The organism is Leclercia sp. 1548, assembly GCF_050435045.1.
GTDB lineage: Bacteria > Pseudomonadota > Gammaproteobacteria > Enterobacterales > Enterobacteriaceae > Enterobacter > Enterobacter adecarboxylatus.
On record NZ_JBNDJP010000003.1, the window covers coordinates 548,090 to 568,964 of the forward strand.

The window sequence follows — 20,875 nt, forward strand, 5'->3', positions numbered from 1 at the left end:
ATTTAACCTATTGTTTTATCTAATCTATGGTAAATGGACACGGTTTTTCTGGCGATTTCATCCCAGTTGTAACGCTGTAAAAAATCGCCGTAATCAATCCGGGGCGCGTTCGCCCAACGGGTCATTTTATCGGCCAAATCAGCGACATTACCCAGCTTAAAACTGGTCTCAGCCGGTAAGCCGACCTCAAGGTTCGGCAAAATATCGCTTACCACCACCGGGAGGGAGAATGACATCGCCTCCAGCAGCGCAATGGGCAATCCCTCATGGTAAGAGGGCATCACAAACAGCGAGGCCTGCGAAAAAACGACCTGCAGCGCCTCACCTTTTAAAAAGCCGGTCATGACAACGCCCGGCGTCTTAAACGCCAGCTGCTTCAGGTGGATGCTGTACTCCGTGTCATGATCCGCATCCCCGACCAACACCAGCGGCAGGGTCAGGCCCGATTGCTGGTAAGCGGCGATGGCATCATGCATCCCCTTCTCTTCCACGAATCGCCCGACCATCACGATGTAGCGCCTGGGCTGTAACTCATAACGTCCGAGGATCCTGTCGATCGTCTCGTCAGCCAGTGGCTCCGGCACGTTAACACCGTTATAGACCAGATGCGCGTCGTAGCGATGATATTTCTGCTGGATCAGCTGGTTGATCACCTCAGAAATCACAATCACTTCGTGGGCATACTTCACCGCCATTTTCTCGCCGAGCATCAGGATTTTTTTCGCCATCTGGCCCCACTTCTGGCGCTCGTAGTCCGGCCCATGGTGGGTAAAGACCACACGTTTGCCCATCAGGCGTAACAACGGCACCACCAGGCCAGGTCCGATGGCGTGAACATGCACAATATCGGATCGGTCAACAAATGTCCTCAACGCAGCAATAACAGAATGCACGATGGCTTCGAAACTGCGTTTTTTGGGTGCCCAGATCGCCAGCGTCTCGACATTTTTATAGCTCGAGCGGCGATAAGGCACATAAGGTGACCGGGCAATCACGCAAATCTCCACGTCATATTGCTGCCGGATAGCCGGGTACAAATTCTGACAATGGGTTTCAACGCCGCCTAACACATCGGGGATCCCGCGCGTACCCAATACTGTGATTTTTTTTGGCATATTATGGCCTGGCGAGCAGCTCGCGATAGAGCGACAGCAACGTGTCCATGTGCTTGCGCAGTGAGTATTTCTGGCACAGCCGTACCCGGCCTTTCAGCCCCATCTCATGGGCCTGCGCCGGGTTTTCCGCCATCACGTCCAGCGCATCGGCCAGATCCTGAGCGTTGCCAGGTTCAAACAGCAATCCTTCCACACCGTGACGTATCTGCTCCGGGATCCCGCCAATGCGTGCTCCCACCACTGCCCGGGCGAAGGACATCGCCTCCAGCACCGCCATGGAGCAGTTTTCATAACACTCTGACGGCAGCACCACGGCCCGGGCATTTTGGATCAACGCATCCAGCGCCGGGCCTTGTTGCACATAGCCGAGGAACTCTGCGTTGGGATAGTCCACCACCATCTCGTCATACAGCGGCCCGTGGCCGACAATTTTTAAGGGGATGTTATTGCGCATTAACTGATGCGCCCGGGCCAGGGTCGGGACCCCTTTCTCCCGGCTCAGTCGCCCGACGTACAGCAGATAACCCTGATCCGTGCCGGCTTCCGGGGTGTGGCTATCGTCGATACCGTTCACAATCACATCGATGCGGGAGTCCGGCAGCGAGCGTTTCAGCTCGTTACGCAGAAACTCGCTCGGCGAGACAATCACATCCAGCGCCTGATAATTCTGCGCGATGTACTGCCAGGTCGCCTCCAGCGACAGCAGCAGGCTCTTCGCCGCCGAGCCTTCCTGGCAGCGATAGCGAAACGCATTAAACACGCTGCCCGTGACGCACGCATCGCACACTTTGCCGTCGCGCAGCATCGAGTACGATGGGCACATAATCTTATAGTCGTGGGCGGTCAGGACGGTTTTGCAGCCGAAATCCCGGGCGACCTTGATCAGGGCCGGCGTCAGCTGGTGATAGATATTGTGGAAATGGACGATCTCCGGGCGCGTCTGCTCCATCAGCGCCCGCATTTTTTTACAGGCCTCCCGGTTGTGAATAAAGTTAATAGCGGTCTTCGCCCCCGCCAGCAGGCCTCCCCCGTTGTGGTAATCAACATTGCTGACGAAGTGGTCGGCATACGCCGAGGGGAAGTTCTTCTCATGCTGCATGGAGAAATCGATCACCTCCACACCGGCCTCTTTCAGCATGTTGCGTTCCTGAAAATAGACCGTCTCCGCTCCTCCCTTAATAAAGAAGAACTTATTCACCAGTAAGACTTTCATTACTCTACCTGTTCATGAATAACTTTATTGTCCGGCGGGATCCGGGGATCGCGCTGCGGGCGGAAAAGGCCTTTTATCAGCCCGGCAGAGAGCACGGCGAGGTTAATCACGCTGTTCAAGCCGTTTTTTAACGAGCGGTTGCGAATGGTTTTTAGCAGGATAAAGGCCAGCAGCGGCAACAGCGCAATATCAATCAGGCTGACGTCGAAGGTGAAAAACGCAATCACCACGATGAGGATGTAACTCGCAAAGATCACTTCGTTTTTCACCATCATCAGCGCATCGCGGAACCAGGGTTTACCCCATGCACTGCGCAGCAGCTCGCCGGGTGCCTGATGGAAGCCGCTCTTCCAGCGATAGCGCAGCATTCTGAAGGTCGGCATCGTATAAGAGGTATGCCGGAAATAGGGCACGTTCAGGCGATGCAGTTTATAGCCCGCGGCCAGCAGACGAATGCCTAACTCCGCCTCTTCATAGGCGTGCAGGCTGCGGTTGGTCAGATAGCCGATATCGGCGATGGCCGACAGACGGTACAGACCGCCGCCACCCAGATGGTCGCTGTCGCCCAGCGGGTAGATTTTATTAATGCGCTGCTTGCGGGAGGTGAATTCGTAGTTTGAGGCGTCGTCCATCTCCACCGTACCGGCCACGCCAGCGTACGTTGGGTTGTTCTGCAGAAACGTCACCGCATGATCGATAAAACCTGGCTCCAGCTCCATATCGCCATCCATCAGCAGGATGAACTCCCCTTCGCTGTGAAGGTAGCCCAGCTGATGTCCAACACCGCAGCAGCGGTCTGTCGGCTCGGTTAACGACACCACCATCACCCCTTTATCGCTGGCCAGTTGCTGGGTGTTATCCGTTGAGAGACTGTCGGCCACAATAATCTTATGCGGATACTCACCGATCTGGCGGCGAATACTGTCGATGGTTTTCTCAATACATTCGGCTTCGTTAAAGGTTTTGATACTTACGGTAATAAACGGTTTGTACATCAATAAAGCCCCGTATAACGGCGTACGGTCCGGCGAATAATCAAACTGGAACCTAACGACATGTAAAACAACAACTGCAACATCGGCGTAATCATCAGTATCTGGCTGTAGGGCAGGCTGAGCAGACAGGCGATGGCGAAGACGTTAAACGCCGGGGCAAAGCTCAGCAGCTGCACGTCCGGCTTATCAAGCTGCTCAACCGACAGCAGCGGCTGAGGCCGGACCGCCTTCAGGATGTAGATAAACAAGCCCACAAACAGCAACGTCCCCACAATGCCCACTTCCCATAACAACATACTCAGGGACGTACTATCGAGATACAGGTTGTAGTATTGATGCAGGAAGCCCGGAGAGACGGAGCTGCCGCTATTGGTGGCGTTCAGACCGTAGCCGAACAGCGTTCCCGGTAGCCCGGACAGATCGTTATGCTGTGCCCAGAACAGCAGAGAGGTAAATCGTCCTACCTCCCCGCCAGGCGTAATAAAATCGGGATCGAAGATGTAGCTCATGGAGTCGAGGAAGACCACAAAGGGGTTCTCCGCCGTGTCCACGCCATAGGCCGAGGTGTAAGTATAGGCCAGCGCGACGACCGCCAGCACGATCAGCAGCGCCATGCCGAGCAGAATAGAGAGCAGCACGGCTAGGTTAACTTTACTCGCCTCTTTGACCCAGGAGGGAGTCAGCCACACCCAGCCCAGCAGCAGGGGCGACAGCAGGATCACGAATTTGACTTCGCCAATGATGCACATCACAAACCCCAGCACGATATGCAGCGCCATGGATTTGAAGCTGGTCAGCCCATGCTTATATTCCGAGACTTTCAGCAGCATGATCAGCAGACAAAACAGCCCCATGGCGGCTGTATTGCCGCCACCCATAGGATCGCCGCCAAAGGTCCCCACCACGGAGTCCCATTTTTCCGCCTCGCCGCGCAGCGCTACGCGCTCCGGCAGGACAAAAATCAGCTGGTAAATCGCCACCGGGAACTGAATGTAAAAGACCCAGTACAGCGCCCGGGTCACCTGATAGATCTGCGATTCCCGACAGAATCCCAGCAGCAGGCAGAGCATCACCAGCGACAGACCAATCTCATTCTTGAATCCGATAAGGGTAATCAGCGCCCCGCCCTGGAAGAGGGTCGAAATACCGGACAGCACGATAAAGGCGCCATACAGCGTCAGGATAATCGTCTCCTGGGCATCCATCCGCACGGGTTCATCGCGGCTCTGCAGCACCAGAAAACCGGCCATGATCAGCGTCATGACAAAGGGCAGCCACAGCACCGCCAGCTCCCCCGTGAAATACTGCACCAGCCCGCAGAAGATCAGGGTCAGCAGCGCGAGGCTTTGTAAATAATGTCCGGTATTAAGATTCATGATGTCACTGACCCGTTTTTCAGAATGTCGGCGCGCTTGTTCACCTTCAGGTAGATAAAGGCGTAGCGGATAAACGTCAGAATCGAAAATAAGATGATGGATGTCGCGTAGTCATTGTAAAAATAGGGCACAACGACAAAAGCGATCACCACGATCGCCAGTTGCTCAAGCTGGATCCGCAGGAAATAGCGGTGCGAGCCGAAGATCAGCTCTATGACCGTCAGCGGACAGACCGCCAGCGCCGGGAACAGGTACGGCAGCATGTAGCGCGAGGTTGGCACGGAGGCGATCCACTCCTCGCTGAAACCCAGATTCATCACAATCGGGTAGAAGATAAACACGCCCAGCGTGCAGATCACCCCCAGCACCAGCAGCAGCAGACGGACCTTTGTGTACTCTTCGTAATTGAAGACGTTGTTTCTGAAATCAATCGACCATTTCGAGAAGATAGTATTGCGCACCGCATTGCCGACAATCACCACCGGGGCCAGACAGAAGCGGCTGACCACCGAAAAGTAACCCGCCGTTAAGGCCGAGAACCAGAAGTTGATCAGCATAATCGGCAGATTGTTGTTCGCCATCGCCAGCACTTCGGCACTGCCCACCTTCGTGACGTGATGAATATTTTTTTTCAGAAACGCCAGATTACTGGAGAGCCGCAGGTGATGCAGGGTGATGGAGCGAATATCAAAGGCCCGCAGAATGCAGGCGCTGGTCAGCGCCATCATCAGGATCGCCCACATCCAGTAAAACGCCATCACCTCGCGGGTGAGCAGGACCGACACCACCACCACGACCGAGACGGAAATGCGCTGCACCACCAGAAAACGGAAGTTTGCTGTGCGTAGCGACAGGTTTTCTGCCACCAGCACCCAGGTATTCGAGAGCGTAAGCAGATAAAGAAACAGCATATTCTGATGAAACAACCAGCCCGTCAGCACGGCATAGGGAACAGCAATCGTCAGGCTTTGCAGAAGACAAAACACCACGTTCTGCGCCAGCTCGTCATCCTGCTGCCGGGGAATCAACAGCTGCGAGGCAAAGGTACACACCTGTGCCCCGATCAGGGCGATACTGTAGTTGAGCGCGTAAAGCCCCACTTCGCCAAGATCGTACTTATGCGAAATGAGCCAGATCGACAGGGCGCCAATCAGTTGTGAAATAACTGATGAGCCCGCGATCGTGGAGGCGCTCCTGAGTAAACTCATGCCCGGCCTGTGTTATTCATCAGTTCATGGGTATGGTAATTAAGTGAACGCAGCCCCTCTTTGCTCTCCAGATTTTTATCCACCACCTGATTCAGCACTCCGCCAATGACCACGCAGCGATCGCTGGCCACTTTATCAACGGCTTGTGCGAGGGTGTCGGCACGGTTCTGGCCCGCTTTCAGAACGAAGAGCAGCCCGTCCGTCACCTGGCTCACCAGCTGCACCTCCTGACTCTGGTTAACCGCGGCCGCATCAATGATGATGCGCTGATAACGGCTACGCAGCGTATCGAGCAGCGGTTTCAGGCGTTCAGGCGACAGCAGCAGCAGCGCGGAGACCGGGGTATTACCGCGCGGCAGGAAGTCGAGCTTATCGTTAACCTTCACCAGGACCGTGTCAGTGTCGCCCTCACCGCGTAGCACTTCTGCCACGCCCGGTGCTTTCGGGGAGGCCAGCTCGCCCGACAGTCCGTCGTTGTTGAAGAAGTCCATATCGATAAGCAGGGTTTTCTGATCGAAGCTAAAGGAGTTCGCCAGCAGGTTCGCCAGCAGTGACCGCCCCTCGCCCGCTTCCGCCGACGTCACGGCGATGACCTGCAACGGATGGCTGTTCAGCATGATCTGCGTGCGTATGCTATGAATGATGTCGGCATTCAGCGGATCGCTGGTCATCAGGTCGCGGATTTTGCCCCGGCCTCCCACGCCTTTGAAACGGCGGATTTCACCCAGCGGCATGAGGTTAAGCCGTTTCTGCATCTGGCTGAGGGTATTCACTGACCGATCCGTCGCGGCTTTCACCATGATGTACATCACGTAGAAGAGCATCACCAGCAGCACGATCATCAGCATCAGCAGCGGTTTGTTCGGCTTCACTGGACGCGCGGCGGGCACAGCCGGATCGTAGATCTCCGCATCGGCATCGGTATAGGTGCCCGGCAGCGTCAGCTCCTGCGTACGCTGGTAGATCACCTTGTACATCTCTTCCGTTTTATCCAGCGCCAGCTTCAGCTCGTTGTAGCCATCACGCTTCATCGACAGCCTCTGGAAGTTCGCTCTCTGTTCATCCAGCTGCTTCTGGTAATTTTTTTCATCCGCCAGCGCCGCTTCATAGTTCTGACGTAATCCGGCCTGCTGTTCTCGCAGCGTCATCGCCGTTTGCGCCTGGATTGCGCTGATACGCGCCCGCGCCTGGATCACTTTGTCGTGCTGTGGCCCGTACGTTTTCTCCAGTTGAGAAAGCTCGCTGTTTGCCTGGATCAACGCAATGCGTAAATCCTGGATCTGGGCATGATTTGAAATCGACGGCAGCGAGATGACATTTCCGCTACCGGAACGCACTTCGTTATAGAGAGATTCCGCAGCTACCCGGCGTTCGGTAGCATTTGCCAGCCGGTTAGTGACAATACCCATCTGTTCGGTTTCAAAACCGTCAACGCCACGGAAGGTCAGTAACCCCGCTTTTGCCAGATAGTTATCCAGCGCCGTTTTTTGCTGGATCATCTGCTCCTTGAGCAACGCCAGCTTGTGCTGGGTATCTTCGCTGGCCTGCCGCGTTTTCTCTTGCTTCAGCCCTAAGCTGTAACTGATAAAGGATTCGGCCACCCCGTTAGCTATGTCTGCCGACAGCTGCGGCGAGGTTGACTCATACGAGACGGTGGCCAGATGGGTGGTACGCACGCTGTTAATGGTGAGGTTTTTGTTCAGCGTCTTCAGCGCATTTTCGATCCGCTGCTGCTCGTTCTCTTTCCCCGCTGCGCCGTCGTCGTTACCGTTGAACGCTGGATTTTGGTCCAGCTTCATGGTGCGAACCGCCTGCTCCAGCACAACGCGCGACTGCATCAGCGCGTTTTGGGTTTCGTAATAACCGTTACGGGTTGAGTCGTACCCCTCTACCTTCTGGAAAGGGGTCACATTATCGGGCTGGGCTTTGAGCAGAACCGTGGCAGTAGAGACATATTTTGACGGCATTAAACTCATTAGTGGCCAGGCAATCGCCCCGGCAATGATGCCGGAGAGAAGGATTTTCCAGGAGTTCTTTTTAATTTCACTGGCAAATCTGGAGATATCGATAGCGCTTTCTCGTTTTTTGCCATTTTCCACTATTGATAGTTTCATGGTCAGAAGAACCCTATGCCAATAATTACGAGATCACCGGGGAGCACGGAGTGAGTCACATCAACATTTTCGAGTAACTCGCCAGTGGATGATTGTCGAATACTGAGATCGCTGCGGTCTGCACGGTCGGTATATCCCCCGCCTAACGCAATCGCTTTTTCCACGGTCAGCCCCGGTTCATAGGCATAACCATTAGGATTCTCGATCTCACCAGAGATATAGAATTTGCGGAATTCAGCAATATTCACCGTCACCATGGGATTGAGCACAAACCCTTTTTGCAGGCGTTGCGTAATCTCTGCATCGACCTGACTGGCGGTTTTGCCCTTTAATTCCAGCTTGCCAATATAGGGGTAATTAATAGCCCCACTATTATCAAGTACTACTTTCATGGTCAGGTCAGGTTGACCGGCAACGTTAATGTTGACGGTATCACCGGCCCCGAGTAAATAATTTGCTGTATCAACCACGCTATTGTCCATTAGCGTCGGCTGCGTTGATTTGCAGCCGGCGAAAACAATGCTGAGGAGTAAAAATGCGCACAGTTTCATTATTTTCATTTTAAATCTGAACCTTAGCTGTAAGCATAATCAAAGATTGATCATAGCCCAACGTTTCGGTCACTACGCGATCGTCGTTGGGGCCGATGGTAAAGGTATCTGTATCTTTATTAGACTTAAGCGTATCAAGATGATATTCCACACCAAAGTTAATCGATGGTGTGAGGTCATAACCTACGATAAAAGAAAACACGCCATTCTTGTCGTGACGATCTTTGTCCTGACGATCTTTGTCCTGATCTTTGTAGTCTTCCGTGATGTATGCATAATCAAGCAACGTCGTTAAGCGGTCATTCATCCAGAGATGTTTGTAGGAGACGCCGTATTCCGTCACTAAATTATATCCGCCAGCTTCGGAGGGATCTTTAATACTTTGGGATGTTCTTAACGTAAAAATTGACTGTTGAAGAGGTCGCCACTCACCCAGAATATCCCAGTTAATCCCATTGAAATCCTTCGAACCGGGGTTATTTTCAAACGTTTTATAGAGCCACGACACGTTTGCATCGACGTTTGTTTTGCCCGTTACTTGCGACTGAACCCCATAACGCAAATAATATTCATTACTGTCTTTTTCTGACGCATGGCCATAACGAAACTGGTTGGTAATAAAACTATAGCGAAAACGCGTCTTAGATGTGTACTGATCGAAAATTTCTGCAATCAGGGTATTTTCGTCCCACTCCTGCTCCCTGATATACTGCGCGAAGTCCTCATCCTTGCTTTCAACCTGGCCGGTATTGCCAAAGGTCCACTCACGGTGCATTAACGCCAGGTCAGCCCGCCCACGTCCGTTCGGTGCGCCATAACTATAGCGTAGCTCGCTGTTAAACAGATTGGTGGTTAAGGGTGACGTGACGCCAAATTGCCGGAATTGTTCAGGCAGGAACCCCTCCGTCACGCCACGCCCGCGCTCCTCATGGCCGAGCGAATCTTCCAGTTTCAGGCTCAGGCCGTGCATCAGACCAAAACGCCAGTCCCCGTTAAAGCGGAAAACGTGATCGTCATAATCGTCCGTAGAATCGCTGGAGTAGTGACGATAATCCCCGGAGTACATCAACAGGTACTTATCCTGCCCACGCTCGCCGTTCAGGCTTATAACGGGCTTCAGCCCCTGAAAGTCGGAGCCTTTGGCGTCGCTATCGTGATGCTGGAAGGTCACGTTATCGTTATGCCCATAATCCACACCCACGTGGCTTTGAAAGTCGATGCCTGCCCAGCCAATGTGTGATTTTGGTGTTAAATCTGCCAGAGCGACCGGAGACGCTATAATCCCAGCGATAATAATAATTTTAGTATGCATTCTTACCGACAAATCCCTTAAAAATGGTTTTAATGATGATTTTTATATCTAACCAAAAGGACCAGTTCTGAATATATTCAATGTCGTACTGGACTCGCTTTTCCATTTTATATAGCGCATCAATTTCGCCACGATAGCCATTAATTTGCGCTAAACCTGTGATCCCAGGCTTTACTTTGTGGCGAATCATGTAATTTTCGACTTGCTTACGGTAAAGCTCATTGTGCGCCACGGCGTGCGGTCGTGGACCGACAATAGACATATTCCCCTGTATTACATTAATGAACTGCGGCAGTTCATCCAGAGATGTCCGACGTAAGAATGCGCCAAAGCGGGTGACGCGAGGGTCGTCTCGTGTCGCCTGAACCACCTTGTCGGTGTTTTCCATCACCTTCATCGTCCGAAACTTCCAGACTTTAATCTTCTGCCCGCTCAGGCCATAGCGATCCTGTTTGAAGAAAACAGGCCCACGTGAAGTGAGTTTGATACCGATGGCAATAGCGATCATTAACACGACAATCATTACCATAATCACGCTGCCCAAAACCAGATCTTCTGCGCGTTTAATAATCGATCCACCGCCATCCAGCGGGGAGGTAAAGATGCCGATGGTCTGCAGGTTGTGGATGGAACGGATCTGGGAGGTGTTGGTGCTGTAGGCGTAAAAGTCCGGCACGATATAGGTATCCACGGTGGTGTCGGACATCATCGCCAGAAAATGGCGGATGCGCTCCAGCGCCACCATCGGCAGGGCAATATAGATTTCATCAACTCTGCCGGCATTGGCTTCTTCAACCAGCTTAATCACCGTTCCGTTATAGGGGCTGGTAATTTTGGTGGCCAGCTCGCCCAGGCGCTCCGGGCCGCGTTCATCGTAGAAGGCAAGCTCCAGCTGGACGTCGGCGTACTCCAGGCGCAGCGCCCGCTCCGCCGCCAGGCCGTTATCGGTAATCCCGATGATTGCCACCCTTATTTTCTTTTTCGCTGACAGCTTGAAAATAATCAGACGAACCACATACAGGAAAATGACCGGTGAGGCATACCAGAGCGGCATGGCAGGAATATTGCGCACATCGATAAAGCTGACGTAGCCCAGGGCGTATAATTTCGCGACCAGCAGACGCACCATGCCGATAAAAAGAATGGCAAAAAAAGCCGTCAAAAACAGACGTCTTTGATTTCGCAACTTATTGTTTTTAGGTCGATAAAGATAGCACTGCGTGTATTCACCAAACAGCAAAAAGGCGGTCGAGTACAATAAGCTGATCAGAATTACAGTATCGAACGACTCCATTTCCAATACCCATCCACTCAGGATTAAAATTAAATTAATTGAGAAGAAATCAATTAATTTAATGAATACTGAGTAACTTCCATGGGTGATCTTTTGCGAATTTCTCAGCATGTCCAGACCTACTTAGAATGAGTCTCGGTATTATTTTTTTGTGCTGTGGCACCAAGGGATATATTTAAAAAGGTAAAATGCCGTTTCGGGGAAAGAGCAGTCACCGAAAAGAGGCAGCATTTCAGACGATGGCTGCGTAAACAACTAGATGGGTGTAAAACTCAGCATACATACCCCTTATAAAGAAGAAAGCGCCGATTTTATAGAGACATCCGCTTATATACAGCGTAAGCACTATTCAATAAAACCGCCAATAAACTTTCGTTGTATTCCATTTGGGTATGAAAAAAAACCCGGCGGGCGCCGGGTTTTTTATTTACTCATTAATGCGGGGATGTTGATCGACCAGCCGGCTACGCTTCGCCTGTAGCTCGGCAATTTCAGCATCGATATCTTCTATCTTCTGCTCAATGTTGTCGTGGTGCTCACGCAGGATCTCTTTGGCTTCCTGCAGGTCAGACGCGGCAGGCGTCGCCCCTTTCAGCGGCAGGTTCGCCGTCTCTTTCATGTAAAGGCCGGTAATCAGGCCAATCACTGCAATGACCATGAGATAGTAGGCAGGCATCATCAGGTTCTGGGTGCTCTCTACCAGCGAGGCCGCCAGCGTCGGCGTCAGGCCGGCAATCAGTACCGAGATGTTAAAGGCTGCCGCCAGGGCGCTGTAACGGATGTGTGTCGGGAACATCGCTGGCAGCGTCGAGGCCATCACACCAATAAAGCAGTTGAGGATCACCGCCAGCATCAGCAGACCGGCAAAAATCAGGCCGATCACATCGCTGTTAATCATTATGAAGGCCGGGATAGCCAGCACAAAGAGCGCGACACTGCCGAGAATAATGAACGGACGACGTCCGAAGCGGTCACTCAGCAGGCCCATAATCGGCTGCACAAACAGCATCCCGACCATGATGGCGATGATGATCAGCACGCCGTGATCTTCTGAATAGTGCAGGTTATGCGACAGGTAGCTCGGCATGTAGGTCAGGAGCATGTAATAGGTCACGTTGGTGGAAATCACCAGACCAATACAGGTCAGCAGGCTACGCCAGTGACGGGTCGCGATCTCTTTGAACGAGACTTTTGGCCCTTCCTGCAGACCTTCGCGATCGCCCTGCTCCAGCTTATCAACATGCTGCTGGAACGCCGGGGTCTCTTCTAACGCGTGACGCAGATAGAGGCCAATCAGCCCCAGCGGCAGCGCCAGGAAGAACGGAATACGCCAGCCCCAGGAGAGGAAGTTCTCTTCGCCCACCACGGTGGAGAGCAACACCACGACCCCTGCACCCAGCACGAACCCGGCAATAGAGCCGAAATCAAGCCAGCTCCCCATAAAGCCGCGTTTACGGTCAGGCGAGTATTCGGCCACAAAAATGGATGCGCCGGTATATTCGCCCCCGACCGAGAAGCCCTGGGCCATCTTACACAGCAGCAGCAGAATAGGTGCCCAGATGCCGATGCTCGCATACGACGGGATCAGGCCGATACAGAAGGTACTGATCGACATAATCACAATGGTAATCGCGAGGATCCTCTGGCGGCCATACTTGTCCCCCAGCATCCCGAAGAACAGACCCCCTAGCGGGCGGATAAGGAAGGGAACAGAGAAGGTCCCGAGGGCGGCAATCATCTGCACGCTGGGATCGGCATCAGGGAAGAAGACTTTACCCAGTGCATAGGCCACGAAGCCGTATACACCGAAATCGAACCATTCCATCGCATTACCGAGCGAGGCGGCGGTAATCGCTTTGCGCAGCTTGCCGTCATCAATAATGGTAACGTCGCGCAGAGTGATCGGTTTTACTTTTTTCCTTTTCAGCATGGCTATCCTCGTAAATTAGCCCAGTCCTCACCACCGCACTAAAACGCGCTCTGTGGAACCCGGGAAGCGCATCATGCGCATTCTCCTTTCTCAAGCGTAGCAGGTTTACTTACACTGACCTTTCGGAGCGGTACAACCGAACCTGTGACGCCTGTCTGGGCTGTAAATGGAGCCAATACCCTACCAGCGTTTATATTTGTGATCAACTTCACATATATGTTTAAGGTTTTTAACGGAAGTGTCAAAACTGTAAATACCCCCAATGCGCTCTTTCTTATACCCGCCTCTGAAAATACGCTTTCAGCCGTTATTATTTGCTGTCAAATCAAAAAAAGACGACATTTTTTTACAATGCATTCACAGCCATTTTAATTAGCAAGATGCGCAATTCGTGTTTCCTTAAAATATGTGATGGAGATAACTAAAACGCTGTTTTATTTTCATTGAATCATCATTCCAACGATCGCATCATAAGCGCGTCAAAACGAGTCAGGTGGCCTTCAGATGAAGGTTTAAAAAAACCAGACTGGTTATATCTGCTGTATGAACGACGAAACGCCTGACACCTTCAAGTCACAATTCGTTGAATTCATTAGATTATTAAATATCTCTTGTCCGCTGGCGATGCGTGATGAGATGTGAGGGTTAATGATGAAGATTAAAGCCACGATTGAACGCATCCCCGGAGGGATGATGCTGGTACCGCTGGTACTGGGTGCGATTTTAAATACCTTAGCACCTAATACCGGAGCCTATTTTGGTGGGTTCACTAAAGGCATGATTACCGGAACCGTTCCGATTCTGGCGGTATGGTTCTTCTGTATCGGCGCCTCCATTAATTTACGCGCAACGGGCACGGTATTACGTAAATCCGGCACGCTGGTTATTACTAAAATTGCCGTTGCATGGGTAGTGGCGATGATCTGCGCCATGTTTATCCCGGAAAATGGCATTCAGACCGGCTTCTTCGCGGGCCTCTCTGTGCTGGCGATTGTCTCTGCGATGGACATGACCAACGGCGGCCTCTACGCCAGCCTGATGAACCAGTACGGCACCAAAGAAGAGTCTGGTGCCTTCGTTCTGATGTCTCTGGAATCCGGCCCACTGATGACCATGCTGATCCTCGGCTCCGCCGGTCTGGCCTCCTTTGAACCGCATCACTTTGTCGGTGCCATCCTGCCGTTCCTGATCGGTTTTGCCCTCGGCAACCTCGACCACGATCTGCGCGACTTCTTCAGCAAAGCGACGCCGGTGCTGATCCCGTTCTTCGGTTTCGCGCTGGGTAACACCATCAACCTGAACGTGATTCTGGATACCGGCCTGCTGGGTATCGTGCTGGGTGTGGCGGTTATCATTATCACCGGTATTCCGCTGATTATTGCCGACCGTGTTATCGGTGGAGGGAATGGTACTGCGGGTGTCGCCGCCTCTTCCGCAGCGGGTGCTGCCGTGGCGAACCCGGTCATTATTGCCCAGATTAACCCGGCGTTCGAACCGGTAGCCGCATCCGCCACTGCGCTGGTTGCCGCCAGCGTCATCGTGACGGCGATTCTGGTACCAATTATCACCGCGCTGTATGCCAAACGCTTTGGTCAGGTTCCGGCGAAAGCCGAGGAACAGCAAGTAGTTGAATCTCTGCACCACTAAGATGTAAGCCCTCCCCCACAAGGAGGGTTTTGCATTTAAAGCAATGCAGTGCCTTCAGAACAATAAATGCCTTACAGCGGCTCCCTGGTCCGGCTGAAAATCGCCGAAGCGTTTCCGGAAGGCCGGGGCGAGGCGCAGGGACGCGCCGAGAGGGCATAGCCTGCATGGATGCAGGCTGGTGCCCGACCCGAAAGCCTGAAGGAATAAGCTGAGGACAAAATTGCCGGGAGCAATTTTGAACAGCGCCTGCGCTGGCCCCGTAGGGGTGAGCCCCAGGGATGGGGCGAATATTCCGCGAAGCGGCGATTTTCTTTGCCGGAAGCCCGGGTCGCCAGGGTGGTGGCGATTGAGCCACCCTGGCACGTTCACCGGTTCCGTATTAACAGAGAAGCAATGGACTGGAAGTGAACGGAACAACCACCGGTGCAGCATATTCCTCTCACCCTAACCCTCTCCCCAAAGGGGAGAGGGAATCAACTACTCTCCAAACACCTCTTCCACCATCGCTTTTGCCAGCCTTGCCGCCGAACAGAGTCTCGGCATGCCCAGCGCCACATTCTGCCAGCTCTGCGTCACCGACCAGCACACCGGATGCCTGTCGGCATCACACCAGTCCCCCAGCCAGCCAAGCATATCTTTATGGTCGATAATCCCCGGCGTACTGGGTGTGGTCAGCCACTGGTGATAAAAATGACGGGTCGTGGGGGCCGCATTGATCCCCTGCGCCAGGTAGTTGGCCACCATGCTACTCAGGTTGTCTTTGAGCATGGCGCTGACATCCGCATTCGCCAGCCGACAGGCGTCACCGAATGCCCCCCAGCGCAGCTCTTCCAGCACCACATAGCCGCGCCCGGCCAGCGACCAGCCGTCATAGTGTCCGGCCCGCCAGCGGGTAAAAATCTGTTCGCTGTGAACGCCAGCCTGCACCGTTAACCCGCGCTGGGTTAACGCCTTCTCTTTAAACTGCGCGCGTTGATGGAAATGGGCGGAGAGGATTTCGTACTGATGTACCAGGCCAATAGCGGGTTGATTGCGCAGGCTGGCCTGCTGGCGCATCGTATTCAGCGCCTGGGTCATGCGGGTCAGCGCCAGGTGGCCGGGATCAACCATGCCCGCCAGCTTCTCCGCCAGCCCGAGTCGCAGCACAGCATTTTCGCTGAACATTCCCCCCATCGCCCACTGACGAAGCTGAGCCTGCGCCATGATCTCCTGAGTTAAACGTTCACGAAAGTGCTGCTGTTGCGACCCCACAGAGGCGTGACGCTGCGCGTCAGCCCCCTGCACCAGGTCGACCATAAATTTAGGATGTATGCATTCCAGCGTCCGTCCGGGACCGTCCAGTAATTGTTTTGTCATGGTTGCTCTGCCGCGAATAGCGTTTGAATATCATCGCGTAACAGTCGGGTATCTTCCTGAATCCACGTCGCAGTCGTAATACATTGCTGCAACAGCTGGCTGAGCGCGCGTGTGGCATGCTCATTTTGCTGGCGCACCGCGAGGCTATCACGCAAGCTTTCCTGTAACCCTGCAAGGCATAACGAGAATTCTGCGAAGAATGTCGCCATACCCGCTGTAACAGAGACATCGACCTGGGCGGACAAAGCTTTACGGATTTGTTCACAAAAGTGATCAATATGCTGATTAAATTTCTCATGAAGCTGTGACACGTTAATAACATACCGCGTTCGCGTCATCACGTAATCTTCCCAGCCCCAGCCCGGATTGTTCAACCAGCGGGAGACCGTCTCGCGCAGCGCGCTGCCAGCCCCCTGGGACTGACCGGCAGGCTCACTCTCCTCGGCAATGGCATCGCTGAACAGCCCACGGGTATTGAAGTTAAGCTGGCTGGCCTGAAACGCCGGGAAGCTGATCCGCGCGCGGAAACCGGCATGGCTCAACTCCTCTTTAATGCGCGTTTCAATCGGGCGCATAGCGTCGTTCAACGCCCTAGCCAGCGTAGACTCCAGCTGGTCGAAACGCAGCGCCAGTTCACGACCGATTTTTGCCTGCGCATCCAGCATGATCAGCTCACAGGCGGAGCGGATTTTGCTCAACAGGATCTGCGCCTGGCCTTCATCATCCAGCACCAGCTGGCCGGGCGTCGCCGCGGCATCAGCACGCTGCTTATGCGGGTCAAACCCCGCCAGGTCGAGCATATTATCGGGATCGAAGACATGTCCGATGGCGCGCTTGATCTCGCTCTGCTGGGCGGCGAAAAACAGATCTGTCGCGCTCAGGGCCTGACTCACCTCATGTCGCACCTCATCGCTCACCGATGCCTGGCGGGAGTGCAGCAGCGCCATGTCATCTTCCAGACGGGTAATATTGTGCTGCAACTCGTCGAACGCCACCGTCAGCCCCTGATAGCGGAAATCCAGGTACTCGCGGGCGTTCTGGGCGTAGTTCAGCAGCTTATGTGACGCGGAGCGTAACGCATACAGCGAGGCGTTGGCATAAGCGGCATAGATCAGCTTGCGGATCGGCTGCTCAAACAGGGAGTCCTCCCACAACAGATCGGCAGAGTGGCGCAGGTGTTCAATATCATCCAGATCGGCGGTTCGCCAGCGGCGACCGAGCGCAGCTTCGGCAAAGTCCTGCACCCAGCGCTGCTCCTGGTGGTCGGGCAACTTACCGTGCAGCGCCAGTTCATGACGCGCCCGGTTCGCCAGGTATCCCCACATCGACGACACCGGGAAGATCTGGCCCGGGGAGATATGGCCCTTCATCAGGGTGCCGGAGATCATCGCCCGCACCTGCTCTTCATCATCGCTGTTGCGGTCTTTCTGATCGAACTTATTGACCAGCGCATACAGCGGCACCGATTTCCCGACGGCGGAAATCGCCAGCCGCACTTCGGCGTCCGAAATCGACTTCAGTTGGGTATAGTCCATCACCGCCAGCACCGCCGACGCGCGGGCGAGCTGCTCGGTGAGCATTTTTTGCAGATGCGGCTGCCCGGCCTCGTTCGGCCCTGGGGTATCCAGCAGGGTTAATTGCCCCAGATGAGCATCCAGCCCGGCCAGGTGTACAAATTCCACCTCAATAACCGGGATATTTTCGATCGCGGCATAGGCCGGGAACGGAAAATCGGTGCCCAGCGCCTGAGAAAGCCGGACTAAATCGTTCAGGTTTTTTAAACAATTAAATATCGGCTGCGCGCCTAAATAATGTTTTTCAAATGCCTCACCCGTTTCAATACGCCCAAGTAGCGCATTCATATCTTTATCAATTTCTAACTGTTGCGCCAGCTTGCCGCGATCGTAATTGGCGAGCTTTTTTTGCATTTGCTTTATTAATGTATCAATAGGCGCAACGTGAGAAAAATGCAGCACCGGCTCTTTCTGGCCAGGCGTATGGCGGATCAGCGTCGGCAATGCAGTCATCGGGCGATTGCGATTAGGTAACACTTCCGTGCCCACAATGGCGTTAATGGTGGTGGACTTTCCGGCCTTCATGGTGCCCACGATCGCCAGCACCATCTCCAGGCGGGTAATTTTGCGCAGCTCATTATTCAGCATCGACTGCTGCGCCTCTAAGCCACGGGTACTAAAATGCAGAGGTAATACATTGCTGGTTTCGCCGGTAAGGGCCGACGTGGCGTTGTCCAGCATCGCAGCAGGCATGGTGCTTAGTGCCTCAAGATTCTGCAAGGAGAGTTGCAGCAGCCTTTCGGCTTCCTGGCTCAATTCAAATATTGTTTGTGTGTGCATACTAAAGCCTTCCCTAACACAAATTTTATATAACCGAATTGTTTTTAAGAATGAAGGATCGGCTTATATGATTACGTGTTGTAAATATGTTCGAAGCCATATAATTCTGTAGCAACAGTGAAAATATATTCTTTTAACGGTTAACGCAGCGAAGTACGCTCCTTCGGTCAGGGAAACCGAAAGATTAAGAGCGTAGCTCAATTTTTAAAAACGTCAGGAAAAACCATGGTTTGTTACCCACCAAAAATGAGGGGCAAAACATCCCTTGCAGACCGGGGATGGCTATTAAAGCAAGTAAGTTAAATATCATTAGCGCCTTAACCTTATCTGAAATAGCACGGCGTATCAATTTGCCGCAATAAAATATTGTCGCTTTTAATCAGGCGCGTTTCTCGCCTGCGTCTGACCGCTAGCATCGCCTGAGTCACTGACAAAAGGTGTCATTGAAAAGACTTTTTTTCGTCAAAAGCGAAAAATAATGTCACCGACAACTGTAAGGACATGCGTTATACTTGCCGCCTTTTTCGACAACCTGTCGGTTTTTGGCGGGCCTGATTGCCGCCGGTTCGCACTATTTGAGGAGAACACCATGTCACTGCCACACTGCCCTAAATGCAACTCTGAATATACCTACGAAGATAACGGTATGTTCATTTGCCCGGAATGCGCTTACGAATGGAACAACGCAGAACCTGCGCAAGAGAGCGATGAGCTGATCGTTAAAGATGCCAACGGCAATCTGCTGGCCGACGGCGATAACGTCACCGTCATTAAAGATCTGAAGGTCAAAGGCAGTTCGTCGATGTTGAAGATCGGCACCAAAGTAAAAGGCATCCGCCTGGTTGAAGGCGACCACAACATCGACTGCAAAATTGACGGTTTTGGCCCAATGAAGCTGAAATCCGAGTTCGTGAAAAAGAACTGATCCCTCTTTTGTCGGCCCGGCAAGCGACGCGACGCCGGGCGCTTTTGCCGGATGCGCTACGCTTATCCGGCCAACAAATACCGAACTACACTTAACGGGCTTCTCTTTACCTGAGGTAACGATTATGCCGTTAAGTCCCTACATCTCGTTCGCCGGTAACTGCGAAGAGGCTACCGCCTTCTATCAGCAGGCCGTCGGCGCTGAACTCCTCTATAAAATCACCTTCGGCGAAATGCCCAAAGACGACAATAGCGAAGAGGGCTGTCCGTCCGGCATGCACTTCCCGGACTCCGCTATCGCCCACTCCAACGTCCGCATCGCCGGCAGCGACATCATGATGAGCGACGGTACGCTCAGCGGTAATGCCACCTACTCCGGCTTTACGCTGGTGCTCGACACCCAGGATGTCGCCGAAGGCAAGCGCTGGTTCGATAACCTGGCCGCAGGTGGCAACATTGACATGGCCTGGCAGGAGACCTTCTGGGCGCACGGCTTCGGCAAAGTGACCGATAAATACGGCGTACCCTGGATGATCAACGTCGTTAAACAGCCCTAATCCCGGCGGCGGGCGCTCGCGCTCGCCTGTCATCGCTTTCACGTCAACTCTTCAAATCCTTGCAACCAACACTTAACCTAAACGTCACATAGATCCGCCAGCATGAGGCCACATTTGAATCGAGGCCTCATCCATGCAAACCGTCATCCGCGTCGAGAAACTGAGCAAGACCTTCCATCACAATAAGGCCCTGCATGCCGTTGATCTGACCGTCCAGCAGGGCGAAATGGTAGCGCTGCTGGGGCCATCCGGTTCAGGTAAATCGACCCTTCTGCGCCACTTAAGCGGCCTTATCACCTGCGATAAAACATCAGACAGCCACGTGGAGCTGCTGGGCAACACCGTGCAGCGCGCGGGGCGTCTGGCGAGCGATATCCGTAAAAGCCGCGCGCAGACCGGCTACATCTTCCAGCAGTTCAACCTCGTGAACCGCCTGACGGTGCTGGAAAACGTGCTGATCGGCGCGCTCGGCAGCACCCCATTCTGGCGCACCTGCCTGCGCTGGTTCTCCCCCGCGCAAAAACAGGAAGCGCTGCAGGCGCTGACCCGCGTCGGGATGGCCCACTTCGCCCACCAGCGCGTCTCCACCCTGTCCGGTGGACAACAGCAGCGCGTGGCGATTGCCCGGGCGCTGATGCAGAAAGCCAAAATCATTCTCGCCGATGAGCCGATTGCCTCGCTGGATCCCGAGTCGGCCCGCATCGTGATGGAAACCCTGCACGACATTAACCAGAAAGACGGCATCACCATCGTGGTGACGCTGCATCAGGTGGATTACGCCCTGCGCTACTGCGAGCGCATCGTCGCCCTGCGACAGGGGCATGTGTTCTTTGATGGTGCCAGCCATCAGTTTGATAACGACCGTTTTGACCATCTCTACCGCAGCATTACTCGCGTCGAAGAGAACGCGCAGGCTGCGTAACGAAACC

16 protein-coding genes are annotated in these 20,875 nt (G+C 53.5%); 4 read left to right on the forward strand and 12 right to left on the reverse strand.

What is annotated here, in order from left to right; genetic code table 11:
* Positions 1 to 2 precede the first annotated feature (2 nt).
* The 10 genes from ABIE02_RS12110 to proP all read right to left on the reverse strand — a co-directional run bounded on the left by ABIE02_RS12110 (position 3) and on the right by proP (position 13,108).
* The gene (locus tag ABIE02_RS12110; protein ID WP_032616132.1) at positions 3 to 1,115 is read right to left on the reverse strand and encodes a glycosyltransferase family 4 protein; all 1,113 of its coding nucleotides are present in this window, start codon (positions 1,113 to 1,115) and stop codon (positions 3 to 5) included.
* 1 nt (position 1,116) lies between these two features.
* Positions 1,117 to 2,328, reverse strand: coding sequence for a glycosyltransferase family 4 protein (locus ABIE02_RS12115; protein WP_059308916.1), 1,212 nt, complete (start codon positions 2,326 to 2,328; stop codon positions 1,117 to 1,119).
* A complete protein-coding gene (locus tag ABIE02_RS12120) occupies positions 2,328 to 3,326 on the reverse strand; it encodes a glycosyltransferase (RefSeq protein ID WP_098946280.1) in 999 nt (332 codons plus the stop codon). Before ABIE02_RS12120 ends, ABIE02_RS12115 begins: the two co-directional genes overlap by 1 nt.
* Complete coding sequence (locus ABIE02_RS12125) at positions 3,323 to 4,699, reverse strand: hypothetical protein (RefSeq protein ID WP_032616125.1); 1,377 nt, start codon at positions 4,697 to 4,699, stop codon at positions 3,323 to 3,325. Before ABIE02_RS12125 ends, ABIE02_RS12120 begins: the two co-directional genes overlap by 4 nt.
* Positions 4,696 to 5,907, reverse strand: a complete 1,212-nt coding sequence (locus tag ABIE02_RS12130; RefSeq protein WP_059308917.1) for a lipopolysaccharide biosynthesis protein — start codon at positions 5,905 to 5,907, stop codon at positions 4,696 to 4,698. Before ABIE02_RS12130 ends, ABIE02_RS12125 begins: the two co-directional genes overlap by 4 nt.
* Positions 5,904 to 8,021 (reverse strand): GumC family protein, encoded by a 2,118-nt coding sequence (locus tag ABIE02_RS12135; protein ID WP_032616120.1) that lies wholly within the window; start codon positions 8,019 to 8,021, stop codon positions 5,904 to 5,906. The genes ABIE02_RS12130 and ABIE02_RS12135 overlap by 4 nt, the downstream gene beginning before the upstream one ends.
* Before the next feature lie 2 nt (positions 8,022 to 8,023).
* The gene (locus ABIE02_RS12140) at positions 8,024 to 8,581 is read right to left on the reverse strand and encodes a polysaccharide biosynthesis/export family protein (RefSeq protein ID WP_032616118.1); all 558 of its coding nucleotides are present in this window, start codon (positions 8,579 to 8,581) and stop codon (positions 8,024 to 8,026) included.
* A gap of 1 nt (position 8,582) precedes the next feature.
* Positions 8,583 to 9,884, reverse strand: a complete 1,302-nt coding sequence (locus ABIE02_RS12145) for an outer membrane beta-barrel protein (RefSeq protein ID WP_336995154.1) — start codon at positions 9,882 to 9,884, stop codon at positions 8,583 to 8,585.
* Positions 9,874 to 11,289, reverse strand: coding sequence for an undecaprenyl-phosphate glucose phosphotransferase (locus ABIE02_RS12150; protein WP_032616113.1), 1,416 nt, complete (start codon positions 11,287 to 11,289; stop codon positions 9,874 to 9,876). The genes ABIE02_RS12145 and ABIE02_RS12150 overlap by 11 nt, the downstream gene beginning before the upstream one ends.
* A gap of 316 nt (positions 11,290 to 11,605) precedes the next feature.
* Positions 11,606 to 13,108 carry a glycine betaine/L-proline transporter ProP gene (proP, locus tag ABIE02_RS12155; RefSeq protein WP_032616111.1) on the reverse strand — a complete coding sequence of 501 codons (1,503 nt, stop codon included), beginning with the start codon at positions 13,106 to 13,108 and terminating at the stop codon, positions 11,606 to 11,608.
* A 651-nt stretch (positions 13,109 to 13,759) separates the two neighbouring features.
* Between proP and kdgT the strand changes: the two genes are divergently transcribed.
* Positions 13,760 to 14,755: a 2-keto-3-deoxygluconate transporter gene (gene kdgT, locus ABIE02_RS12160; RefSeq protein WP_059308919.1), complete on the forward strand. Its 996-nt coding sequence runs from the start codon at positions 13,760 to 13,762 to the stop codon at positions 14,753 to 14,755.
* Between the two features lie 477 nt (positions 14,756 to 15,232).
* Here kdgT and ABIE02_RS12165 read toward each other — a convergent pair whose 3' ends face one another.
* Together ABIE02_RS12165 and crfC are read right to left on the reverse strand one after the other, a co-directional pair.
* Complete coding sequence (locus ABIE02_RS12165) at positions 15,233 to 16,111, reverse strand: diguanylate cyclase regulator RdcB family protein (protein WP_336995155.1); 879 nt, start codon at positions 16,109 to 16,111, stop codon at positions 15,233 to 15,235.
* Positions 16,108 to 18,465 (reverse strand): clamp-binding protein CrfC, encoded by a 2,358-nt coding sequence (gene crfC / locus ABIE02_RS12170; RefSeq protein ID WP_059308920.1) that lies wholly within the window; start codon positions 18,463 to 18,465, stop codon positions 16,108 to 16,110. The genes ABIE02_RS12165 and crfC overlap by 4 nt, the downstream gene beginning before the upstream one ends.
* Before the next feature lie 589 nt (positions 18,466 to 19,054).
* Between crfC and ABIE02_RS12175 the strand changes: the two genes are divergently transcribed.
* The 3 genes from ABIE02_RS12175 to phnC all read left to right on the forward strand — a co-directional run bounded on the left by ABIE02_RS12175 (position 19,055) and on the right by phnC (position 20,868).
* Entirely contained in the window at positions 19,055 to 19,390 is a 336-nt protein-coding gene (locus tag ABIE02_RS12175) for a zinc ribbon domain-containing protein YjdM (RefSeq protein ID WP_032616100.1), read from the forward strand.
* A 124-nt stretch (positions 19,391 to 19,514) separates the two neighbouring features.
* Positions 19,515 to 19,946 carry a VOC family metalloprotein YjdN gene (gene yjdN, locus ABIE02_RS12180; RefSeq protein ID WP_336995156.1) on the forward strand — a complete coding sequence of 144 codons (432 nt, stop codon included), beginning with the start codon at positions 19,515 to 19,517 and terminating at the stop codon, positions 19,944 to 19,946.
* Positions 19,947 to 20,079: 133 nt separating this feature from the next.
* Positions 20,080 to 20,868 (forward strand): phosphonate ABC transporter ATP-binding protein, encoded by a 789-nt coding sequence (phnC, locus tag ABIE02_RS12185; protein WP_144839741.1) that lies wholly within the window; start codon positions 20,080 to 20,082, stop codon positions 20,866 to 20,868.
* Positions 20,869 to 20,875: the final 7 nt, after the last annotated feature.